We start from the raw sequence: 20,575 nt of genomic DNA, 5'->3' as shown, positions 1-20,575 counted from the left end.
ATTCCTTTCGGGAGTTGAAAATGGCCAAGGAAAAGTTTGAGCGGACCAAGCCGCACGTCAACGTTGGTACGATTGGTCACGTTGACCACGGCAAGACGACGCTGACGGCAGCGATCACGACGGTGCTGACGAAGAAGTTCGGCGGCGAAGCGAAGGCTTACGACCAGATCGACGCGGCACCGGAAGAAAAGGCGCGCGGCATCACGATCAACACGGCACACGTCGAGTACGAAACGGCTAACCGCCACTACGCACACGTCGACTGCCCGGGCCACGCTGACTATGTGAAGAACATGATCACGGGCGCGGCACAGATGGACGGCGCGATCCTGGTTTGCTCGGCAGCAGACGGCCCGATGCCGCAGACGCGTGAGCACATCCTGCTGGCACGTCAGGTTGGCGTTCCGTACATCATCGTGTTCCTGAACAAGTGCGACATGGTGGACGACGCTGAACTGCTCGAGCTGGTCGAGATGGAAGTTCGCGAGCTCCTGTCGAAGTACGACTTCCCGGGCGACGACACGCCGATCGTGAAGGGTTCGGCCAAGCTGGCGCTGGAAGGCGACACGGGCGAGCTGGGCGAAGTGGCGATCATGAGCCTGGCAGATGCGCTGGACACGTACATCCCGACGCCGGAGCGTGCAGTTGACGGCGCGTTCCTGATGCCGGTGGAAGACGTGTTCTCGATCTCGGGCCGTGGTACGGTGGTGACGGGTCGTGTCGAACGCGGCATCGTGAAGGTCGGCGAAGAAATCGAAATCGTCGGTATCAAGCCGACGGTGAAGACGACCTGCACGGGCGTTGAAATGTTCCGCAAGCTGCTGGACCAAGGTCAGGCAGGCGACAACGTCGGTATCCTGCTGCGCGGCACGAAGCGTGAAGACGTGGAGCGTGGCCAGGTTCTGGCGAAGCCGGGTTCGATCACGCCGCACACGCACTTCACGGCTGAAGTGTACGTGCTGAGCAAGGACGAAGGCGGCCGTCACACGCCGTTCTTCAACAACTACCGTCCGCAGTTCTACTTCCGTACGACGGACGTGACGGGCTCGATCGAGCTGCCGAAGGACAAGGAAATGGTGATGCCGGGCGACAACGTGTCGATCACGGTGAAGCTGATCGCTCCGATCGCGATGGAAGAAGGTCTGCGCTTCGCAATCCGCGAAGGCGGCCGTACCGTCGGCGCCGGCGTCGTCGCCAAGATCATCGAGTAAGCCAGTTATTCGTTGATCGACAGTTTTGGGGCTGGCAACAGCCAGCCCCAGCATGGTTTAGGGGTATAGCTCAACTGGCAGAGCGTCGGTCTCCAAAACCGAAGGTTGGGGGTTCGATTCCCTCTGCCCCTGCCAAAAATCGCCACGTGTCCCACGTGGCATTTGTTTTAAGGTGTTATGGCGAATCCATCCGTCGAAACTGTAAATACCTCCGGCGATAAGCTGATGCTGGCCCTGGGCGTATTGCTGGTCTTGGCCGGATTCGTGGGCTTCTTCTGGCTGGCCAACCAGCAGTGGTATGTCCGCGGTGCCGCATTGGCGGTAGGTATCATCGCCGGCGTGGCCGTCGGCCTGATGTCCGCACCTGGCAAGAGCCTCATCGCGTTTGCCAAGGACTCGTACAAGGAAGTCCGCAAGGTCGTTTGGCCCACCCGCAAGGAAGCAACGCAAACCACACTCGTCGTGTTCGGTTTCGTGCTCGTGATGGCGATTTTCCTCTGGTTGAGTGACAAATCGATCGAATGGGTGATTTTCTCGGCGATTCTGGGTTGGAAATGATATGAGCGATACTCCGGCATCCCCGAGCGGAAAGCGTTGGTACGTCGTGCACGCCTACTCCGGTATGGAGAAGAGCGTGCAGCGTGCGCTTCAGGAGCGCATCGAACGTGCTGGCATGCAGGATAAATTCGGTCAGATCCTGGTTCCGACCGAAGAAGTGGTCGAAGTCAAAGGTGGCCACAAGGCAGTAACCGAGCGTCGTTTCTTCCCCGGCTACGTGCTGGTGGAAATGGAAATGACGGACGAAACGTGGCACCTCGTGAAGAACACGGCGAAGGTCACGGGTTTCGTCGGCGGTGCGCGTAACCGCCCGACTCCGATTTCCCCGAAGGAAGTCGAAAAGATCATGTCGCAGATGCAGGAAGGCGTCGAGAAGCCGCGCCCGAAGACCCTGTTCGAAGTTGGCGAGATGGTGCGTGTCAAGGAAGGCCCGTTCACGGACTTCAACGGCACGGTCGAAGAAGTCAACTACGAAAAATCGCGCGTGCGTGTGTCGGTCACGATCTTTGGCCGATCCACTCCGGTCGAACTCGAGTTCGGCCAGGTCGAAAAAGTTTGATCCCGATTCGGTGGGCAGCCTCGGCTGCCCACCTTCGCGCTTACGGTCCGCGTTATGGCCGTTGAGGAGCGTCAGTAGCCAGCGGCGAACGCGCGTTATCACTCACCGAACGCCGTCTGGCGTTCCAACGAGGTTTACAAATGGCAAAGAAGATTGTCGGCTTTATCAAGCTGCAGATTCCTGCAGGTAAAGCCAACCCGTCGCCGCCGGTCGGTCCGGCACTGGGCCAGCGCGGCCTGAACATCATGGAGTTCTGCAAGGCGTTCAACGCGCAGACTCAAGGCATGGAGCCGGGTCTGCCGGTGCCGGTGGTCATCACGGCATACGCTGACAAGAGCTTCACGTTCGTGATGAAGACGCCGCCGGCAACCGTCCTGATCAAGAAGGCGGCGAAGGTGGACAAGGGCTCGAGCAAGCCGCACACCGACAAGGTCGGTTCGATCACGCGCGCTCAAGCCGAAGAAATCGCGAAGACCAAGATGCCGGACCTTACGGCAGCTGATCTGGACGCAGCCGTTCGCACCATCGCTGGTAGCGCACGCTCGATGGGCATCACTGTGGAGGGCGTGTAAATGGCTAAGATCTCCAAGCGCCGTCAGGCATTTGCCGCCAAGGTCGACCGTCAGAAGCTGTACGCGATCGAAGACGCACTGGCACTCGTGAAGGAATGCGCGAGCGCGAAGTTCAACGAATCGATCGACGTCGCAGTCCAGCTCGGCATCGATGCGAAGAAATCGGACCAGGTCGTTCGTGGTTCGGTCGTTCTGCCGGCAGGTACGGGCAAGTCGGTTCGCGTTGCCGTGTTCGCGCAAGGCGAGAAGGCCGAGCAGGCTCGTGCAGCAGGCGCGGAAATCGTCGGTATGGAAGACCTGGCTGAGCAGATCAAGGCTGGCCAGATGGACTTCGACATCGTGATCGCTTCGCCGGACACGATGCGTATCGTCGGTACGCTCGGTCAGATCCTCGGCCCGCGCGGCCTGATGCCGAACCCGAAGGTCGGCACGGTCACGCCGGACGTCGCAACCGCCGTCAAGAACGCGAAGGCTGGTCAGGTGCAATTCCGTGTCGACAAGGCCGGTATCATCCACGCGACCATCGGCCGTGCATCGTTCGAATCGACCGCACTGCGTTCGAACCTGTCGGCGCTGATCGAAGCGCTGCAGAAGGCGAAGCCGGCAACGAGCAAGGGCGTCTACCTGCGCAAGATCGCACTGTCGAGCACGATGGGCGTCGGCGTGCGTGTCGACCAGGCTACGCTGGCAGCGTAAGAAAGTATTCGGGCCGCTTCGTTCGCGAAGCGGCCTACATGGGCTTTGGGCGGTTGTTCGTGCAGTTGGGCGGGCAACCGGTTATCAAAGACCGTTGGTGGGACGCAGCAGGCAGGCGATCCCTTAATTCAAGCCAACGCAGATGGCGAACCCGAAAAAGTTTTGCAGTGGTGAAGCCGCAGGTCGTGAAGCGATTCACGGCGTGAGGTGGAAATACTCCTAACGAGGTCGGACGCCGTTGTTGAACGAGGTACGTGAGGTTTCGGCCATGCCGGCCGCGCCGAACGTATCGTTTCTGGAGGCTAACCGTGCCGCTTAATAGAGAAGACAAGCAAGCCGTCGTCGCTGAGGTTTCCGCGCAAGTCGCGAAGGCCCAGACCGTTGTGCTGGCTGAGTATCGTGGAATTGCGGTTGGCGATCTGACCAAGCTGCGCGCGAAAGCGCGTGAGCAACAGGTTTACCTGCGCGTGTTGAAGAACACGCTGGCGCGTCGCGCTGTTGAAGGTACCCCGTTTGCTCCGCTGGCAGAGCAGATGACTGGTCCGCTGATCTACGGCATCTCGGAAGATGCAATTGCCGCTGCTAAGGTCGTCAACGACTTCAGCAAGAGCAATGACAAGTTGGTCATCAAGGCTGGTTCGTTCGATGGCAAGGTGATGGACAAGGCTGGCGTGCAAGCGCTGGCAAGCATCCCGAGCCGTGAAGAACTGCTCTCGAAGCTGCTGTTCGTTATGCAATCGCCTGTTTCGGGCTTCGCGCGTGCTCTGGCCGCGCTCGCCGAGAAGAAGCAAGCGGAAGCTGCGTAAGCGAACGTGCATCAGCGTTACTGATCGCTGGCTGTATCCGAATTCAATTTAGGAGTATTTCAAATGGCAATCGCAAAAGAAGACATCCTGGCAGCAGTCGAAGGGATGACCGTTCTGGAACTGAACGAACTGGTCAAGGCGTTCGAAGAGAAGTTTGGCGTGTCGGCAGCTGCAGTGGCAGTCGCTGGCCCGGCAGGCGGCGGCGCTGCTGCTGCTGCAGAAGAAAAGACCGAATTCACGGTCGTTCTGGCTGAAGCAGGCAGCAACAAGGTTGCAGTCATCAAGGCAGTTCGCGAACTGACGGGCCTGGGCCTGAAGGAAGCGAAGGACGTCGTTGACGGCGCACCGAAGGCTGTCAAGGAAGGCGTCGACAAGGCTGCTGCTGAAGAAGCCAAGAAGAAGCTGGAAGAAGCAGGCGCGAAGGTCGAAGTCAAGTAAGTTTCGACGCGCTGTGCGAAGGCTGGCGGTATTTTCACCGCCGGCCTTTTTGTGCTTTGTGGGGACGTTATTCTGGCACTCATTCGGGAGCCCGAATAATCGGCCCCAGAAGCCAAAGAAAACCGCCGAATCGTTGTCAATGCATCGATTGGCGTTTCTCTTTGTCTTCTGAAGCGACTGCAGAAGGCAAGTTTGGTCGGGTAGCGGGCAACACAGGCATCCGCTGCCGTCAGCCAGCGGTTGGTAGCGGCCAACCACCAAGCTTCTCGGCTCGTTCAAGCCATCGGGCGGCCATCGGGTCTCAGTCGGTGAACACTCGGGTTTGAAACGTCCAGGTATCCCGCCTCGACAGCACCCGCCGTGATTCGGAGATCGTATGCAATATTCCTTCACCGAGAAGAAGCGCATTCGCAAGAGTTTCGCGAAGCGCCCCATCGTTCACCAAGTTCCGTTCTTGCTGGCCACCCAGCTTGAATCATTCAGCACGTTTCTGCAAGCCGATGTGCCTGGCGCGCAACGCAAGCCTGAAGGTTTGCAGGCCGCCTTCACATCGGTATTTCCCATTGTTTCGCACAACGGCTTCGCGCGCCTCGAGTTCGTGAGCTATGCGTTGTCCGCGCCGGCATTCAACATCAAGGAATGCCAGCAGCGTGGCCTGACGTACTGCTCCGCGCTGCGCGCGAAGGTCCGCCTCGTCATCCTCGACAAGGAATCGCCGAACAAGCCGGTCGTCAAGGAAGTGAAGGAGCAGGAAGTGTACATGGGCGAAATTCCGCTCATGACGCCGACGGGCTCGTTCGTCATCAACGGCACCGAGCGTGTCATCGTCTCGCAGCTGCACCGTTCGCCGGGCGTGTTCTTCGAACACGACAAGGGCAAGACGCACAGCTCGGGCAAGCTGCTGTTCTCGGCACGGATCATTCCGTACCGCGGCTCGTGGCTCGACTTCGAATTCGATCCGAAGGACATCCTGTACTTCCGCGTCGACCGTCGCCGCAAGATGCCGGTCACGATCCTGCTGAAGGCCATCGGCCTGACGCCGGAACAGATCCTCGCGAACTTCTTCGTGTTCGACAACTTCACGCTGATGGGCGAAGGCGCGCAACTCGAGTTCGTGCCCGAGCGCCTGCGTGGTGAAGTCGCGCGCTTCGACATCACGGATCGTGATGGCAAGGTCATCGTCCAGAAGGACAAGCGGATCAACGCGAAGCACATTCGCGACCTCGAAGCCGCGAAGACCAAGTTCATCTCGGTGCCGGAAGACTATCTGCTCGGCCGCGTGCTGGCGAAGAACGTCGTCGACGGCGACACCGGCGAAGTGATCGCGAGCGCGAACGACGAAGTCACGGAAAGCGTGCTCGAGAAGCTGCGCGAAGCGGACATCAAGGACATCCAGACGCTCTACACGAACGATCTGGACCAGGGTCCGTACATCTCGTCGACGCTGCGTGTCGACGAAACGACCGACAAGACGGCCGCGCGCATCGCGATCTACCGCATGATGCGTCCGGGCGAGCCGCCGACCGAAGAAGCGGTCGAGGCGCTGTTCAACCGTCTGTTCTACAGCGAAGAAGCGTACGACCTGTCGAAGGTCGGCCGCATGAAGTTCAACCGCCGCGTCGGCCGCGACGAGATCGTCGGCCCGATGACGCTGCAGGACGACGACATCCTCGCGACGATCAAGATCCTCGTCGAGCTGCGCAACGGCAAGGGCGAAGTGGACGACATCGACCACCTCGGCAACCGTCGCGTGCGTTGCGTCGGCGAACTGGCGGAAAACCAGTTCCGCGCGGGTCTCGTGCGTGTCGAGCGCGCGGTCAAGGAACGCCTCGGCCAGGCCGAAAGCGAAAACCTGATGCCGCACGACCTGATCAACTCGAAGCCGATTTCGTCGGCGATCCGCGAGTTCTTCGGTTCGTCGCAGCTGTCGCAGTTCATGGACCAGACCAACCCGCTGTCGGAAATCACGCACAAGCGCCGTGTTTCCGCACTGGGCCCGGGCGGTCTGACGCGCGAACGCGCAGGCTTCGAAGTGCGTGACGTGCACCCGACCCACTATGGCCGCGTGTGCCCGATCGAAACGCCGGAAGGTCCGAACATCGGTCTGATCAACTCGCTCGCACTGTACGCGCACCTGAACGAGTACGGCTTCCTCGAGACGCCGTACCGCAAGGTCGTGGACAGCAAGGTGACCGACCAGATCGACTACCTGTCGGCGATCGAGGAAGGCCGCTACATGATCGCGCAGGCGAACGCCGCGATCGACGAAAACGGCACGCTGATCGACGAACTCGTGTCGTCGCGTGAAGCCGGCGAAACGATGATGGTCACGCCGGACCGTATCCAGTACATGGACGTCGCGCCGTCGCAGATCGTGTCGGTTGCAGCTTCGCTGATCCCGTTCCTCGAGCACGACGATGCGAACCGTGCGCTGATGGGTTCGAACATGCAGCGTCAGGCCGTGCCGTGTCTGCGTCCGGAAAAGCCGGTCGTCGGTACGGGCATCGAGCGCACCTGCGCGGTCGACTCGGGCACGACGGTCCAGGCGTTCCGCGGCGGCGTCGTCGACTACGTCGACGCAGGCCGTATCGTGATTCGCGTGAACGACGACGAAGCGGTCGCGGGTGAAGTCGGTGTCGACATCTACAACCTGATCAAGTACACGCGTTCGAACCAGAACACGAACATCAACCAGCGTCCGATCGTGAAGATGGGCGACAAGGTCTCGCGCGGCGACGTGCTGGCCGACGGCGCCTCGACGGACCTGGGCGAGCTCGCGCTCGGCCAGAACATGCTGATCGCGTTCATGCCGTGGAACGGCTACAACTTCGAAGACTCGATCCTGATCTCGGAGAAGGTCGTTGCGGACGATCGCTACACGTCGATCCACATCGAAGAGCTGAACGTCGTTGCACGCGACACGAAGCTCGGGCCGGAAGAAATCACGCGCGACATCTCGAACCTGGCGGAAGTCCAGCTCGGCCGTCTCGACGAATCGGGCATCGTGTACATCGGTGCTGAAGTCGAAGCAGGCGACGTGCTGGTCGGCAAGGTCACGCCGAAGGGCGAGACCCAGCTGACGCCGGAAGAGAAGCTGCTGCGCGCGATCTTCGGCGAGAAGGCTTCGGACGTGAAGGACACGTCGCTGCGCGTGCCGTCGGGCATGAGCGGCACCGTGATCGACGTCCAGGTGTTCACGCGTGAAGGCATCCAGCGCGACAAGCGCGCGCAACAGATCATCGACGACGAACTGAAGCGCTACCGTCTCGACTTGAACGACCAGCTGCGCATCGTGGAAGGCGACGCGTTCCAGCGTCTCGCACGCATGCTGGTGGGCAAGGTCGCGAACGGCGGTCCGAAGAAGCTCGCGAAGGGCACGAAGATCGACCAGGCTTACCTGGAAGACCTCGACCACTACCACTGGTTCGACATCCGCCTCGCGGACGACGAAGCAGCGGCATCGCTCGAAGCGATCAAGAACTCGATCGAAGAGAAGCGTCACCAGTTCGACCTCGCGTTCGAAGAGAAGCGCAAGAAGCTCACGCAAGGCGACGAACTGCCGCCGGGCGTGCTGAAGATGGTCAAGGTGTACCTCGCGGTCAAGCGTCGCCTGCAGCCTGGCGACAAGATGGCGGGCCGTCACGGTAACAAGGGTGTCGTGTCGAAGATCGTCCCGATCGAAGACATGCCGTACATGGCCGACGGCCGTCCGGCAGACGTCGTGCTGAACCCGCTGGGCGTTCCGTCGCGGATGAACGTGGGTCAGGTTCTGGAAGTGCACCTCGGCTGGGCCGCGAAGGGCCTCGGCTGGCGTATCGGCGAAATGCTGCAGCGTCAGGCGAAGATCGAGGAACTGCGCGTGTTCCTGACGAAGATCTACAACGAGTCGGGCCGCCAGGAAGACCTGGAAAGCTTCACCGACGACGAGATCCTCGAACTCGCGAAGAACCTGCGCGAAGGCGTGCCGTTTGCAACGCCGGTGTTCGACGGTGCGACCGAGGAAGAAATGGGCAAGATGCTCGACCTCGCGTTCCCGGACGACATCGCGGAACAGCTCGGCATGAACCCGTCGAAGAACCAGGTCCGCCTGTACGACGGCCGCACGGGTGAAATGTTCGAACGTCGCGTGACGCTCGGCTACATGCACTACCTGAAGCTGCACCACTTGGTCGACGACAAGATGCACGCACGTTCGACCGGCCCGTACTCGCTCGTCACGCAGCAGCCGCTGGGTGGTAAGGCGCAGTTCGGTGGCCAGCGTTTCGGTGAAATGGAAGTGTGGGCACTCGAAGCGTACGGCGCGTCCTACGTGCTGCAGGAAATGCTGACGGTGAAGTCGGACGACGTGACCGGCCGGACGAAGGTTTACGAGAACCTCGTCAAGGGCGATCACGTGATCGATGCAGGCATGCCGGAATCCTTCAACGTGCTCGTGAAGGAAATCCGCTCGCTCGGTATCGACATCGATCTCGACCGCAATTAATCGGACTACGGAGAGAAGGCAATGAAAGCTCTGCTCGATCTATTCAAGCAAGTCCAACAGGAAGAAGTTTTCGACGCGATCAAGATCGGTCTGGCCTCGCCGGACAAGATCCGCTCGTGGTCGTTCGGCGAAGTGAAGAAGCCGGAGACCATCAACTACCGTACGTTCAAGCCGGAACGCGATGGTCTGTTCTGCGCGAAGATCTTCGGGCCGATCAAGGACTACGAGTGCCTGTGCGGCAAGTACAAGCGCCTGAAGCACCGCGGCGTGATCTGCGAGAAGTGCGGCGTCGAAGTGACGCTGGCGAAGGTGCGTCGCGAACGGATGGGCCACATCGAGCTGGCCTCGCCGGTCGCGCACATCTGGTTCCTGAAGTCGCTGCCGTCGCGTCTGGGCATGGTGCTCGACATGACGCTGCGCGACATCGAACGCGTGCTGTACTTCGAAGCATACGTGGTGATCGAACCGGGCATGACGCCGCTGAAGGCGCGGCAGATCATGACCGAAGAGGATTACTACAACAAGGTCGAGGAATACGGCGACGAATTCCGTGCCGAGATGGGCGCGGAAGGCGTGCGTGAACTGCTGCGTGCGATCAACATCGACGAGCAGGTCGAGACGCTGCGCACCGAGCTGAAGAACACCGGCTCGGAAGCGAAGATCAAGAAGTACGCGAAGCGCCTGAAGGTCCTCGAGGCATTCCAGCGCTCGGGCATCAAGCCCGAGTGGATGATCCTCGAAGTGCTGCCGGTGCTGCCGCCGGAACTGCGTCCGCTCGTGCCGCTGGACGGCGGCCGTTTCGCGACGTCGGACCTGAACGACCTGTATCGCCGCGTGATCAACCGTAACAACCGGTTGAAGCGTCTGCTCGAGCTGAAGGCACCTGAAATCATCGTCCGCAACGAAAAGCGGATGCTGCAGGAAGCCGTCGACTCGCTGCTCGACAACGGTCGTCGCGGCAAGGCGATGACGGGCGCGAACAAGCGTCCGCTGAAGTCGCTCGCCGACATGATCAAGGGCAAGGGCGGTCGTTTCCGTCAGAACCTGCTGGGCAAGCGCGTCGACTACTCGGGCCGTTCGGTCATCGTGGTCGGCCCGACGCTGAAGCTGCACCAGTGCGGTCTGCCGAAGCTGATGGCGCTCGAGCTGTTCAAGCCGTTCATCTTCAACAAGCTGGAAGTGATGGGCGTCGCGACGACCATCAAGGCTGCGAAGAAGGAAGTCGAGAACCAGACGCCGGTGGTGTGGGACATCCTCGAAGAGGTGATCCGCGAGCACCCGGTGATGCTGAACCGTGCGCCGACGCTGCACCGTCTCGGTATCCAGGCGTTCGAGCCGGTGCTGATCGAAGGCAAGGCAATTCAGCTGCACCCGCTCGTCTGCGCGGCGTTCAACGCCGACTTCGACGGTGACCAGATGGCCGTTCACGTGCCGCTGTCGCTCGAAGCGCAGATGGAAGCGCGTACGCTGATGCTGGCGTCGAACAACGTGCTGTTCCCGGCCAACGGCGATCCGTCGATCGTGCCGTCGCAGGATATCGTGCTGGGTCTGTACTACGCGACCCGCGAAGCGATCAACGGCAAGGGCGAAGGCCTGTCGTTCACCGGCGTGTCGGAAGTGATCCGCGCGTACGAGAACAAGGAAGTCGAGCTGGCCTCGCGCGTCAACGTGCGGATCACCGAAATGGTCCGCAACGAGGACACGTCGGAAGGCGCGCCGGAATTCGTGCCGAAGATCTCGCTGTACGCGACGACCGTCGGTCGCGCGATCCTGTCGGAGATCCTGCCGCACGGCCTGCCGTTCTCGGTGCTGAACAAGCCGCTGAAGAAGAAGGAAATCTCGCGCCTGATCAACACCGCATTCCGCAAGTGCGGTCTGCGTGCGACGGTCGTGTTCGCCGACCAGCTGATGCAGTCGGGTTTCCGCCTCGCGACGCGTGCCGGCATTTCGATCTGCGTGGACGACATGCTCGTGCCGCCGCAGAAGGAAACGATCGTCGGCGACGCCGCGAAGAAGGTGAAGGAGTACGACCGCCAGTACATGTCGGGTCTCGTCACCGCGCAGGAACGCTACAACAACGTGGTCGACATCTGGTCGGCAACGTCGGAAGCGGTCGGCAAGGCGATGATGGAGCAGCTGTCGACGGAGCCGGTGACGGACCGCGACGGCAACGAGACGCGCCAGGAGTCGTTCAACTCGATCTACATGATGGCCGACTCGGGCGCCCGGGGTTCGGCGGTGCAGATTCGTCAGCTGGCCGGTATGCGAGGCCTGATGGCGAAGCCGGACGGCTCGATTATCGAGACGCCGATTACCGCGAACTTCCGCGAAGGCCTGAACGTGTTGCAGTACTTCATCTCGACCCACGGTGCACGTAAGGGTCTGGCTGATACGGCACTGAAGACCGCGAACTCGGGTTACCTGACGCGTCGTCTCGTCGACGTCACGCAGGATCTGGTGGTGGTCGAGGACGATTGCGGCACGTCGAACGGCGTCGCGATGAAGGCGCTGGTCGAAGGCGGTGAAGTCGTCGAAGCGCTGCGCGACCGTATCCTCGGCCGCGTCGCGGTCGCGGACGTCGTGAACCCGGAAACGCAGGAAACGCTGTACGAATCGGGCACGCTGCTCGATGAAACGGCGGTCGAGGAAATCGAACGCCTCGGCATCGACGAAGTGCGCGTGCGCACGCCGCTGACCTGCGAAACGCGCTACGGTCTGTGCGCGGCCTGCTACGGCCGTGACCTCGGCCGCGGCTCGCTCGTGAACGTCGGCGAAGCAGTCGGCGTGATCGCGGCACAGTCGATCGGTGAGCCGGGCACGCAGCTGACGATGCGTACGTTCCACATCGGTGGTGCGGCATCGCGTGCGGCAGTGGCGTCGTCGGTCGAAGCGAAGAGCAACGGTATCGTGCGCTTCACGGCGACGATGCGTTACGTCACCAACGCGAAGGGCGAGCAGATCGTCATTTCGCGTTCGGGCGAGGCGCTGATCACCGACGATTTCGGTCGCGAGCGCGAGCGTCACAAAGTGCCGTACGGCGCGACGCTGCTGCAACTCGACGGCGCGACGATCAAGGCCGGCACGCAGCTGGCGACGTGGGACCCGATGACGCGTCCGATCATCACCGAGTACGGTGGTACGGTGAAGTTCGAGAACGTCGAGGAAGGCGTGACCGTCGCGAAGCAGATCGACGACGTGACCGGCCTGTCGACGCTGGTCGTGATCGACGTGAAGCGTCGTGGTTCGCAAGCTTCGAAGAGCGTGCGTCCGCAGGTGAAACTGCTCGACGCGAACGGCGACGAAGTGAAGATCCCGGGCACGGAGCACGCAGTGCAGATCGGCTTCCAGGTCGGCGCACTGATCACCGTGAAGGACGGCCAGCAAGTGCAGGTGGGTGAAGTGCTTGCACGTATCCCGACCGAAGCGCAGAAGACGCGTGACATTACCGGCGGTCTGCCGCGGGTGGCGGAACTGTTCGAAGCGCGTTCGCCGAAGGACGCCGGCATTCTCGCGGAAGTCACCGGTACGACGTCGTTCGGCAAGGACACGAAGGGCAAGCAGCGTCTCGTCATCACGGACCTCGAAGGCAATCAGCACGAGTTCCTGATCGCGAAGGAAAAGCAGGTCCTGGTCCACGATGCTCAGGTCGTCAACAAGGGCGAAATGATCGTGGACGGCCCGGCCGATCCGCACGACATCCTGCGTCTGCAGGGTATCGAGGCGCTGTCGCGCTACATCGTCGACGAAGTGCAGGACGTGTATCGTCTGCAGGGCGTGAAGATCAACGACAAGCACATCGAGGTGATCGTTCGCCAGATGCTGCGTCGTGTGCAGATCACCGACAACGGCGATACGCGCTTCATCCCGGGCGAACAGGTCGAGCGTTCCGACATGCTGGACGAGAACGATCGCATGATCGCCGAGGGCAAGCGCCCGGCTTCGTACGACAACGTGCTCCTCGGTATCACGAAGGCGTCGCTGTCGACCGACTCGTTCATCTCCGCGGCATCGTTCCAGGAAACGACCCGCGTGCTGACCGAAGCGGCGATCATGGGCAAGCGCGACGATCTGCGCGGCCTGAAGGAAAACGTGATCGTCGGCCGTCTGATCCCGGCCGGTACGGGTCTCGCGTTCCACAAGGCACGCAAGGCGAAGGAGATGTCCGACCGCGAGCGTTTCGACCAGATCGCAGCGGAAGAGGCATTCGACTTCGGTACGCCGAGCGCACCGGCGGAAGAGCCGCAACACCCGGCAGCCGAATAAGCGCGGGCGGCGCGAGCCGCCTCACGCTGCCGTATTCGCTGTCATCGAAACCGCCCGGTCCGCCGGGCGGTTTTTTTTATCCGTCGTTCACGTGCATGACGGGCTTGCCGCACGGTCGCGCAGGCCCGTCATGCGCGCGCTCGAACCCTGTCCGATCGGCCAACGTTGCACGATTCGCCGCGCGCTGCGCGAGCGGGTTGTTAAAATTGCGGTCATCCTTCCGCCGTCCTCGTTCTCACTCATGTCCCGCGCCCTCGAAATCCTCGACGAAGTTTTTGGTTATTCCGCCTTTCGCGGCCAGCAGGGCGAGATCGTCGAACACGTCGCCGGCGGCGGCGATTGCCTCGTGCTGATGCCGACGGGCGGCGGCAAGTCGCTGTGCTACCAGATCCCGGCGCTGCTGCGCCGCGAGGCCGGGCAGGGCGCGGGCATCGTGGTGTCGCCGCTGATCGCGCTGATGCAGGACCAGGTCGCCGCGCTGAGCGAAGTCGGCGTGCGCGCGGCCTACCTGAACTCGACACTGTCGGGCGCCGAGGCCGCGGCGACCGAGCGCGCGTTGCGCGAGGGCGAGATCGACCTGCTGTACGTCGCGCCCGAGCGGCTGATGACGGGCCGCTTCCTCGACCTGCTCGAGCGCGCGAAGATCGGCCTGTTCGCGATCGACGAGGCGCACTGCGTGTCGCAGTGGGGGCATGACTTCCGTCCCGAATACATCCAGCTGTCGGTGCTGCACGAACGCTTCCCGTCGGTGCCGCGCATCGCGCTGACGGCCACCGCCGACGCGATCACGCGCGACGAGATCATCCATCGCCTCGCGCTCGACGACGCGCGCGTGTTCGTGTCGAGCTTCGATCGCCCGAACATCCGTTACCGGATCGTCGAGAAAGACAACGCGCGTTCGCAGCTGCTCGATTTCATCCGCGCGGAACACACGAACGCGGACGGCACGACCGACGCGGGCGTCGTCTACTGCCTGTCGCGCCGCAAGGTCGAGGAAACGGCCGAATGGCTGAAGGCTCAGGGTGTGCGCGCGCTGCCGTATCACGCGGGGATGGAGTTCGAGGTACGGCAGAAGCACCAGGAAATGTTCCAGCGCGAGGAAGGCATCGTGATGTGCGCGACGATCGCGTTCGGCATGGGCATCGACAAGCCGGATGTGCGCTTTGTCGCGCACCTCGATTTGCCGAAGAGCGTCGAGGGCTACTACCAGGAAACCGGCCGTGCGGGCCGCGACGGGATGCCGGCGAACGCGTGGATGGCGTATGGGCTCGGCGACGTCGTCCAGCAGCGCAAGATGATCGACGAGTCCGATGCGGACGACGCGCACAAGCGCGTGCAGACGTCGAAGCTCGACGCGTTGCTCGGGTTGTGCGAGACGATCTCGTGCCGGCGCGTGCGGCTCCTCAACTATTTCGGCGAGGCGAGCCAGCCGTGCGGCAACTGCGACACGTGCCTCGAACCGCCCGATTCATGGGACGCGACGCGCGAGGCGCAGATGGCGCTGTCATGCGTATTCCGCGCGCAGCGCGCGAGCGGCTTCAATTTCGGCTCGAGCCATCTGATCGAGATCCTGCGCGGCGGCCGCACGGAGAAAGTGTTGCAGCGCGGCCACGACCAGCTCAGCACGTTCGGGATCGGCGCATCGCTCTCCGAACCCGAGTGGCGCGCGATTTTCCGGCAACTCGTCGCGTACGGCTATCTCGCGGTCGACCATGGCGGCTTCGGCGCGCTGATGCTGACCGAGGCCGCGAAGCCGGTGCTGAAGAACGAGGAGAAGGTCACGCTGCGCCGCTACGTGAAGCCGCAGCGCACGCGCCAGTCGTCGAGCCGCAGCGGCACGCGCGTCGACCCGACGGCCGGCATGGGCACGCGCGAGCGCGCACGCTGGGACGCGCTGCGCGCGTGGCGCGCGGAAACCGCGAAGTCCGACGGCGTGCCGGCCTACGTGATCTTCCACGATGCGACGCTGGCCGAAATCGCGCGCAACGCGCCGGAGACGATCGACGACCTGCGCCATATCCCCGGCATGGGCGTGCGCAAGCTCGAACGCTTCGGCGACGAGATCATCGACGTCGTCGAATCGGCGTGACACAGGTGTTCCGACCCTTCCGGTAAACCGCCCGCGCGGCTGGCAAATCACGCAAGCCGTTGACTTAGTTGGCATTTCCGGAATATCATGCTGGGTTCCGGTATTCGGTGGGCCGTGTCGCGTTCGAAAGCTCGCACCCGATTCGCCGGTTCGGAAGTCAACTGTGCGTCGATTCTCGCTTTGCCCGAAATCGATGTGCAGATTTTGTTCAATTTCAGGAATAAACAATGCCAACCATCAACCAACTGGTTCGCAAAGGCCGTCAGTCGGAAACGACGAAGAGCAAGAGCCCGGCCCTGCAGGACTGCCCCCAGCGTCGCGGCGTGTGCACCCGTGTGTACACGACGACGCCGAAGAAGCCGAACTCGGCACTCCGTAAGGTCGCCAAGGTTCGTCTGACGAACGGCTTCGAAGTGATTTCGTACATCGGCGGTGAAGGCCACAACCTGCAGGAACACTCGGTTGTGCTGATCCGCGGCGGCCGTGTGAAGGACTTGCCGGGTGTGCGTTACCACATGGTTCGCGGCTCGCTGGATACCCAGGGCGTCAAGGACCGTAAGCAAGCGCGCTCGAAGTACGGCGCGAAGCGTGCAAAGGCTGCCAAGTAAGCAGTTTTTGATCAGGGATCGCCGCAGGGCGGTCAAGGCGGGAGTGCCGGATTGCCGGTGCTGTCGAGTAAGTGGTCACCCGGCCAAGCTGGTTAGTCGTGAAGATGTGATCGGGTTTGTTGGTGGCCGCGGAGCTGGAACCAGCTCCAACTGAACAAGTAAAGGAAGAATCATGCCGCGTCGTCGCGAAGTCCCCAAGCGGGAAGTGTTGCCGGATCCGAAGTTCGGCAACGTTGATGTTGCCAAGTTCATGAACATGCTGATGCTGTCCGGCAAGAAGTCGGTTGCAGAGCGCATCGTTTATGGCGCATTCGAACAAATCCAGACCAAGGGTGGCAAGGACCCGCTGGAAGTGTTCACGGTTGCGCTCAACAACGTGAAGCCGGTGGTCGAAGTGAAGAGCCGCCGCGTTGGTGGTGCCAACTATCAAGTTCCGGTCGAAGTGCGCCCGTCGCGTCGTATGGCATTGGCGATGCGCTGGCTGCGTGAGGCTGCGAAGAAGCGCAGCGAGAAGTCGATGGCTCTGCGCCTGGCAGGTGAACTCTCCGAAGCGGCCGAAGGCCGTGGCGGCGCGATGAAGAAGCGCGATGAAGTTCACCGCATGGCAGAAGCCAACCGCGCGTTCTCGCATTTCCGTTTCTAAGCGCCTGGCTGGGCTGTTTGCGGAAATAAATTCCGGGCGGGTGCGCTTTTCAGGCGCCTCGCCCGTTTGTGTTGAAGCATGATGCAGCTGGGCTGCATCATGTCATCCCAGTAGAGGATCAAAGTGGCTCGCAAGACTCCTATCGAGCGCTACCGCAATATCGGTATTAGCGCTCACATCGACGCCGGCAAAACGACGACGACCGAGCGCATTCTGTTTTACACCGGTGTGAACCACAAGATCGGTGAAGTCCACGACGGCGCAGCAACGATGGACTGGATGGAGCAGGAACAGGAGCGTGGCATCACGATCACGTCCGCTGCTACCACGGCCTTCTGGAAGGGCATGGGCGGCAACTATCCGGAACACCGCATCAACATCATCGACACCCCGGGCCACGTCGACTTCACGATCGAAGTGGAGCGTTCGATGCGCGTGCTCGACGGCGCGTGCATGGTGTACTGCGCAGTGGGCGGCGTGCAGCCGCAGTCGGAAACGGTGTGGCGCCAGGCTAACAAGTACAAGGTGCCCCGTCTCGCGTTCGTCAACAAGATGGACCGTACCGGCGCGAACTTCTTCAAGGTCTACGACCAGCTCCGTCTGCGCCTGAAGGCGAACCCGGTTCCGGTCGTGGTGCCGATCGGCTCGGAAGAAAACTTCAAGGGCGTGGTCGACCTGATCAAGATGAAGGCGATCATTTGGGACGAAGCGTCGCAAGGCACGAAGTTCGACTACGTCGACATCCCGGCCGAGCTCGCCGAGACCTGCAAGGAATGGCGCGAAAAGATGGTCGAAGTGGCTGCTGAAGCCAGCGAAGACCTGATGAACAAGTACCTGGAAGAAGGCGATCTGCCGGAAGCCGACATCGTCAAGGCGCTGCGCGACCGTACGATCGCGTGCGAAATCCAGCCGATGCTGTGCGGTACCGCGTTCAAGAACAAGGGCGTGCAGCGTATGCTCGACGCCGTGATCGACTTCCTGCCGTCGCCGGTCGACATCCCGCCGGTCAAGGGCGAGCTCGAAAACGGTGAAGAAGCAGAGCGCAAGGCGTCGGACGAAGAGAAGTTCTCGTCGCTCGCGTTCAAGATCATGACCGACCCGTTCGTCGGCCAGCTGATCTTCTTCCGTGTGTACTCGGGCGTCGTCAATTCGGGCGACACGCTGCTGAACTCGACCAAGGGCAAGAAGGAACGCCTCGGCCGGATTCTGCAGATGCACGCGAACCAGCGTGAAGAAATCAAGGAAGTCCGTGCAGGCGACATCGCTGCTGCAGTCGGCCTGAAGGAAGCGACCACGGGCGACACGCTGTGCGACCCGGCGAACCCGATCGTTCTCGAACGCATGGTGTTCCCGGAGCCGGTGATTTCGCAGGCTGTCGAGCCGAAGACCAAGGCTGACCAGGAAAAGATGGGCCTCGCGCTGAACCGTCTGGCGCAGGAAGATCCGTCGTTCCGCGTGCAGACCGACGAAGAGTCGGGCCAGACCATCATTTCGGGCATGGGCGAGCTCCACCTCGAAATTCTGGTCGACCGGATGAAGCGTGAATTCGGCGTGGAAGCGACCGTCGGCAAGCCGCAGGTTGCATACCGCGAAACGATCCGTTCGACGGCGAAGGACGTCGACGGCAAGTTCGTCAAGCAGTCGGGTGGTCGCGGCCAGTACGGTCACGCGGTCATTACGCTCGAGCCGAACGAACAAGGCAAGGGCTACGAGTTCTTCGACGAGATCAAGGGTGGTGTGATTCCGCGTGAATACATCCCGGCGGTCGACAAGGGTATCCAGGACACGCTGAAGTCGGGCGTGCTGGCTGGCTTCCCGGTCGTCGACGTGAAGGTTCACCTGACGTTCGGTTCGTACCACGACGTTGACTCGAACGAAAACGCGTTCCGCATGGCCGGTTCGATGGCGTTCAAGGAAGCGATGCGCAAGGCGAACCCGGTCGTCCTCGAGCCGATGATGGCTGTCGAAGTCGAGACGCCGGAAGACTACATGGGCAACGTGATGGGCGACCTGTCGGGCCGTCGCGGCATCGTCCAGGGCATGGAAGACATGGTTGGCGGCGGCAAGATCGTTCGCGCCGAAGTGCCGCTGTCGGAAATGTTCGGTTACTCGACGTCGCTGCGTTCGCTGACGCAAGGTCGTGCAACGTACACGATGGAGTTCAAGCACTACGCTGAAGCTCCGCGCAACGTTGCTGAAGCGATCATCAGCGCGAAGTCGAAGTAAATCTGCAGCTACCAACCGATATTTTTTGAAAGAAGAGAATCATGGCAAAAGGTAAATTTGAGCGGACCAAGCCGCACGTCAACGTTGGTACGATTGGTCACGTTGACCACGGCAAGACGACGCTGACGGCAGCGATCACGACGGTGCTGACGAAGAAGTTCGGCGGCGAAGCGAAGGCTTACGACCAGATCGACGCGGCACCGGAAGAAAAGGCGCGCGGCATCACGATCAACACGGCACACGTCGAGTACGAAACGGCTAACCGCCACTACGCACACGTCGACTGCCCGGGCCACGCTGACTATGTGAAGAACATGATCACGGGCGCGGCACAGATGGACGGCGCGATCCTGGTTTGCTCGGCAGCAGACGGCCCGATGCCGCAGACGCGTGAGCACATCCTGCTGGCACGTCAGGTTGGCGTTCCGTACATCATCGTGTTCCTGAACAAGTGCGACATGGTGGACGACGCTGAACTGCTCGAGCTGGTCGAGATGGAAGTTCGCGAGCTCCTGTCGAAGTACGACTTCCCGGGCGACGACACGCCGATCGTGAAGGGTTCGGCCAAGCTGGCGCTGGAAGGCGACACGGGCGAGCTGGGCGAAGTGGCGATCATGAGCCTGGCAGATGCGCTGGACACGTACATCCCGACGCCGGAGCGTGCAGTTGACGGCGCGTTCCTGATGCCGGTGGAAGACGTGTTCTCGATCTCGGGCCGTGGTACGGTGGTGACGGGTCGTGTCGAACGCGGCATCGTGAAGGTCGGCGAAGAAATCGAAATCGTCGGTATCAAGCCGACGGTGAAGACGACCTGCACGGGCGTTGAAATGTTCCGCAAGCTGCTGGACCAAGGTCAGGCAGGCGACAACGTCGGTATCCTGCTGCGCGGCACGAAGCGTGAAGACGTGGAGCGTGGCCAGGTTCTGGCGAAGCCGGGTTCGATCACGCCGCACACGCACTTCACGGCTGAAGTGTACGTGCTGAGCAAGGACGAAGGCGGCCGTCACACGCCGTTCTTCAACAACTACCGTCCGCAGTTCTACTTCCGTACGACGGACGTGACGGGCTCGATCGAGCTGCCGAAGGACAAGGAAATGGTGATGCCGGGCGACAACGTGTCGATCACGGTGAAGCTGATCGCTCCGATCGCGATGGAAGAAGGTCTGCGCTTCGCAATCCGCGAAGGCGGCCGTACCGTCGGCGCCGGCGTCGTCGCCAAGATCATCGAGTAATATCGACGATCCGCGGATCCCTCCGGGGTCCGCGATTCCACGGTAGGCAGTCGTACCGTCGAAACCGGGTGTCCAGTTCGATCTGGCACCCGGTTTTTCTTTGTGGCGTGCGCGTTGCCGTATTGACAGACGCACACCACCGCTTCGATTTTTCGTGTAGAATCGCGGGCTTAGCAGTGGAAGTACCGTTC

At 61.6% G+C, this 20,575-nt stretch carries 14 protein-coding genes and 1 tRNA gene; all 15 read left to right on the top strand.

Going from position 1 to position 20,575, the window contains the following annotated elements; genetic code table 11:
* The first annotated feature begins 20 nt into the window (after positions 1–20).
* Positions 21–1,211 (top strand): elongation factor Tu, encoded by a 1,191-nt coding sequence (tuf, locus tag PL79_RS35510; RefSeq protein ID WP_006482910.1) that lies wholly within the window; start codon positions 21–23, stop codon positions 1,209–1,211.
* Between the two features lie 59 nt (positions 1,212–1,270).
* A tRNA-Trp gene (locus tag PL79_RS35505) sits at positions 1,271–1,346 on the top strand.
* A gap of 42 nt (positions 1,347–1,388) precedes the next feature.
* Positions 1,389–1,769 (top strand): preprotein translocase subunit SecE, encoded by a 381-nt coding sequence (secE, locus tag PL79_RS35500; protein ID WP_006482892.1) that lies wholly within the window; start codon positions 1,389–1,391, stop codon positions 1,767–1,769.
* A gap of 1 nt (position 1,770) precedes the next feature.
* The gene (nusG, locus tag PL79_RS35495) at positions 1,771–2,328 is read left to right on the top strand and encodes a transcription termination/antitermination protein NusG (RefSeq protein WP_006400672.1); all 558 of its coding nucleotides are present in this window, start codon (positions 1,771–1,773) and stop codon (positions 2,326–2,328) included.
* A gap of 140 nt (positions 2,329–2,468) precedes the next feature.
* Entirely contained in the window at positions 2,469–2,900 is a 432-nt protein-coding gene (rplK, locus tag PL79_RS35490) for a 50S ribosomal protein L11 (protein ID WP_006400671.1), read from the top strand.
* Positions 2,901–3,596: a 50S ribosomal protein L1 gene (rplA, locus tag PL79_RS35485; RefSeq protein ID WP_044849038.1), complete on the top strand. Its 696-nt coding sequence runs from the start codon at positions 2,901–2,903 to the stop codon at positions 3,594–3,596.
* A gap of 308 nt (positions 3,597–3,904) precedes the next feature.
* The gene (rplJ, locus tag PL79_RS35480; protein ID WP_021161756.1) at positions 3,905–4,402 is read left to right on the top strand and encodes a 50S ribosomal protein L10; all 498 of its coding nucleotides are present in this window, start codon (positions 3,905–3,907) and stop codon (positions 4,400–4,402) included.
* Between the two features lie 63 nt (positions 4,403–4,465).
* Positions 4,466–4,840: a 50S ribosomal protein L7/L12 gene (rplL, locus tag PL79_RS35475; RefSeq protein ID WP_021161757.1), complete on the top strand. Its 375-nt coding sequence runs from the start codon at positions 4,466–4,468 to the stop codon at positions 4,838–4,840.
* 376 nt (positions 4,841–5,216) lie between these two features.
* On the top strand, positions 5,217–9,323 hold the full coding sequence (rpoB, locus tag PL79_RS35470; protein WP_044849037.1) for a DNA-directed RNA polymerase subunit beta: 4,107 nt from the start codon (positions 5,217–5,219) through the stop codon (positions 9,321–9,323).
* A 21-nt stretch (positions 9,324–9,344) separates the two neighbouring features.
* Positions 9,345–13,586 carry a DNA-directed RNA polymerase subunit beta' gene (rpoC, locus tag PL79_RS35465; protein WP_044849036.1) on the top strand — a complete coding sequence of 1,414 codons (4,242 nt, stop codon included), beginning with the start codon at positions 9,345–9,347 and terminating at the stop codon, positions 13,584–13,586.
* Positions 13,587–13,827: 241 nt separating this feature from the next.
* On the top strand, positions 13,828–15,675 hold the full coding sequence (gene recQ, locus PL79_RS35460) for a DNA helicase RecQ (protein ID WP_044849035.1): 1,848 nt from the start codon (positions 13,828–13,830) through the stop codon (positions 15,673–15,675).
* Between the two features lie 227 nt (positions 15,676–15,902).
* Positions 15,903–16,283 (top strand): 30S ribosomal protein S12, encoded by a 381-nt coding sequence (gene rpsL / locus PL79_RS35450; RefSeq protein ID WP_006400662.1) that lies wholly within the window; start codon positions 15,903–15,905, stop codon positions 16,281–16,283.
* 172 nt (positions 16,284–16,455) lie between these two features.
* Positions 16,456–16,926 carry a 30S ribosomal protein S7 gene (gene rpsG, locus PL79_RS35445; protein ID WP_006477195.1) on the top strand — a complete coding sequence of 157 codons (471 nt, stop codon included), beginning with the start codon at positions 16,456–16,458 and terminating at the stop codon, positions 16,924–16,926.
* 123 nt (positions 16,927–17,049) lie between these two features.
* Complete coding sequence (fusA, locus tag PL79_RS35440) at positions 17,050–19,152, top strand: elongation factor G (RefSeq protein WP_044849034.1); 2,103 nt, start codon at positions 17,050–17,052, stop codon at positions 19,150–19,152.
* Between the two features lie 41 nt (positions 19,153–19,193).
* Positions 19,194–20,384 (top strand): elongation factor Tu, encoded by a 1,191-nt coding sequence (tuf, locus tag PL79_RS35435; protein ID WP_011350666.1) that lies wholly within the window; start codon positions 19,194–19,196, stop codon positions 20,382–20,384.
* Positions 20,385–20,575: the final 191 nt, after the last annotated feature.

It is taken from the genome of Burkholderia sp. USMB20 (assembly GCF_000949135.2).
Lineage (GTDB): Bacteria > Pseudomonadota > Gammaproteobacteria > Burkholderiales > Burkholderiaceae > Burkholderia.
This window is presented reverse-complemented; position numbering and strand designations above follow the sequence as displayed.

Coding starts and splice junctions, on each gene's coding strand:
- tuf (WP_011350666.1), top strand. CDS start 19,194: ATGGCAAAAGGTAAATTTGAGCGGACCAAGCCGCACGTCAACGTTGGT.
- nusG (WP_006400672.1), top strand. CDS start 1,771: ATGAGCGATACTCCGGCATCCCCGAGCGGAAAGCGTTGGTACGTCGTG.
- rpsL (WP_006400662.1), top strand. CDS start 15,903: ATGCCAACCATCAACCAACTGGTTCGCAAAGGCCGTCAGTCGGAAACG.
- rplA (WP_044849038.1), top strand. CDS start 2,901: ATGGCTAAGATCTCCAAGCGCCGTCAGGCATTTGCCGCCAAGGTCGAC.
- tuf (WP_006482910.1), top strand. CDS start 21: ATGGCCAAGGAAAAGTTTGAGCGGACCAAGCCGCACGTCAACGTTGGT.
- rplK (WP_006400671.1), top strand. CDS start 2,469: ATGGCAAAGAAGATTGTCGGCTTTATCAAGCTGCAGATTCCTGCAGGT.
- rpoC (WP_044849036.1), top strand. CDS start 9,345: ATGAAAGCTCTGCTCGATCTATTCAAGCAAGTCCAACAGGAAGAAGTT.
- recQ (WP_044849035.1), top strand. CDS start 13,828: ATGTCCCGCGCCCTCGAAATCCTCGACGAAGTTTTTGGTTATTCCGCC.
- rpoB (WP_044849037.1), top strand. CDS start 5,217: ATGCAATATTCCTTCACCGAGAAGAAGCGCATTCGCAAGAGTTTCGCG.
- rpsG (WP_006477195.1), top strand. CDS start 16,456: ATGCCGCGTCGTCGCGAAGTCCCCAAGCGGGAAGTGTTGCCGGATCCG.
- secE (WP_006482892.1), top strand. CDS start 1,389: ATGGCGAATCCATCCGTCGAAACTGTAAATACCTCCGGCGATAAGCTG.
- rplL (WP_021161757.1), top strand. CDS start 4,466: ATGGCAATCGCAAAAGAAGACATCCTGGCAGCAGTCGAAGGGATGACC.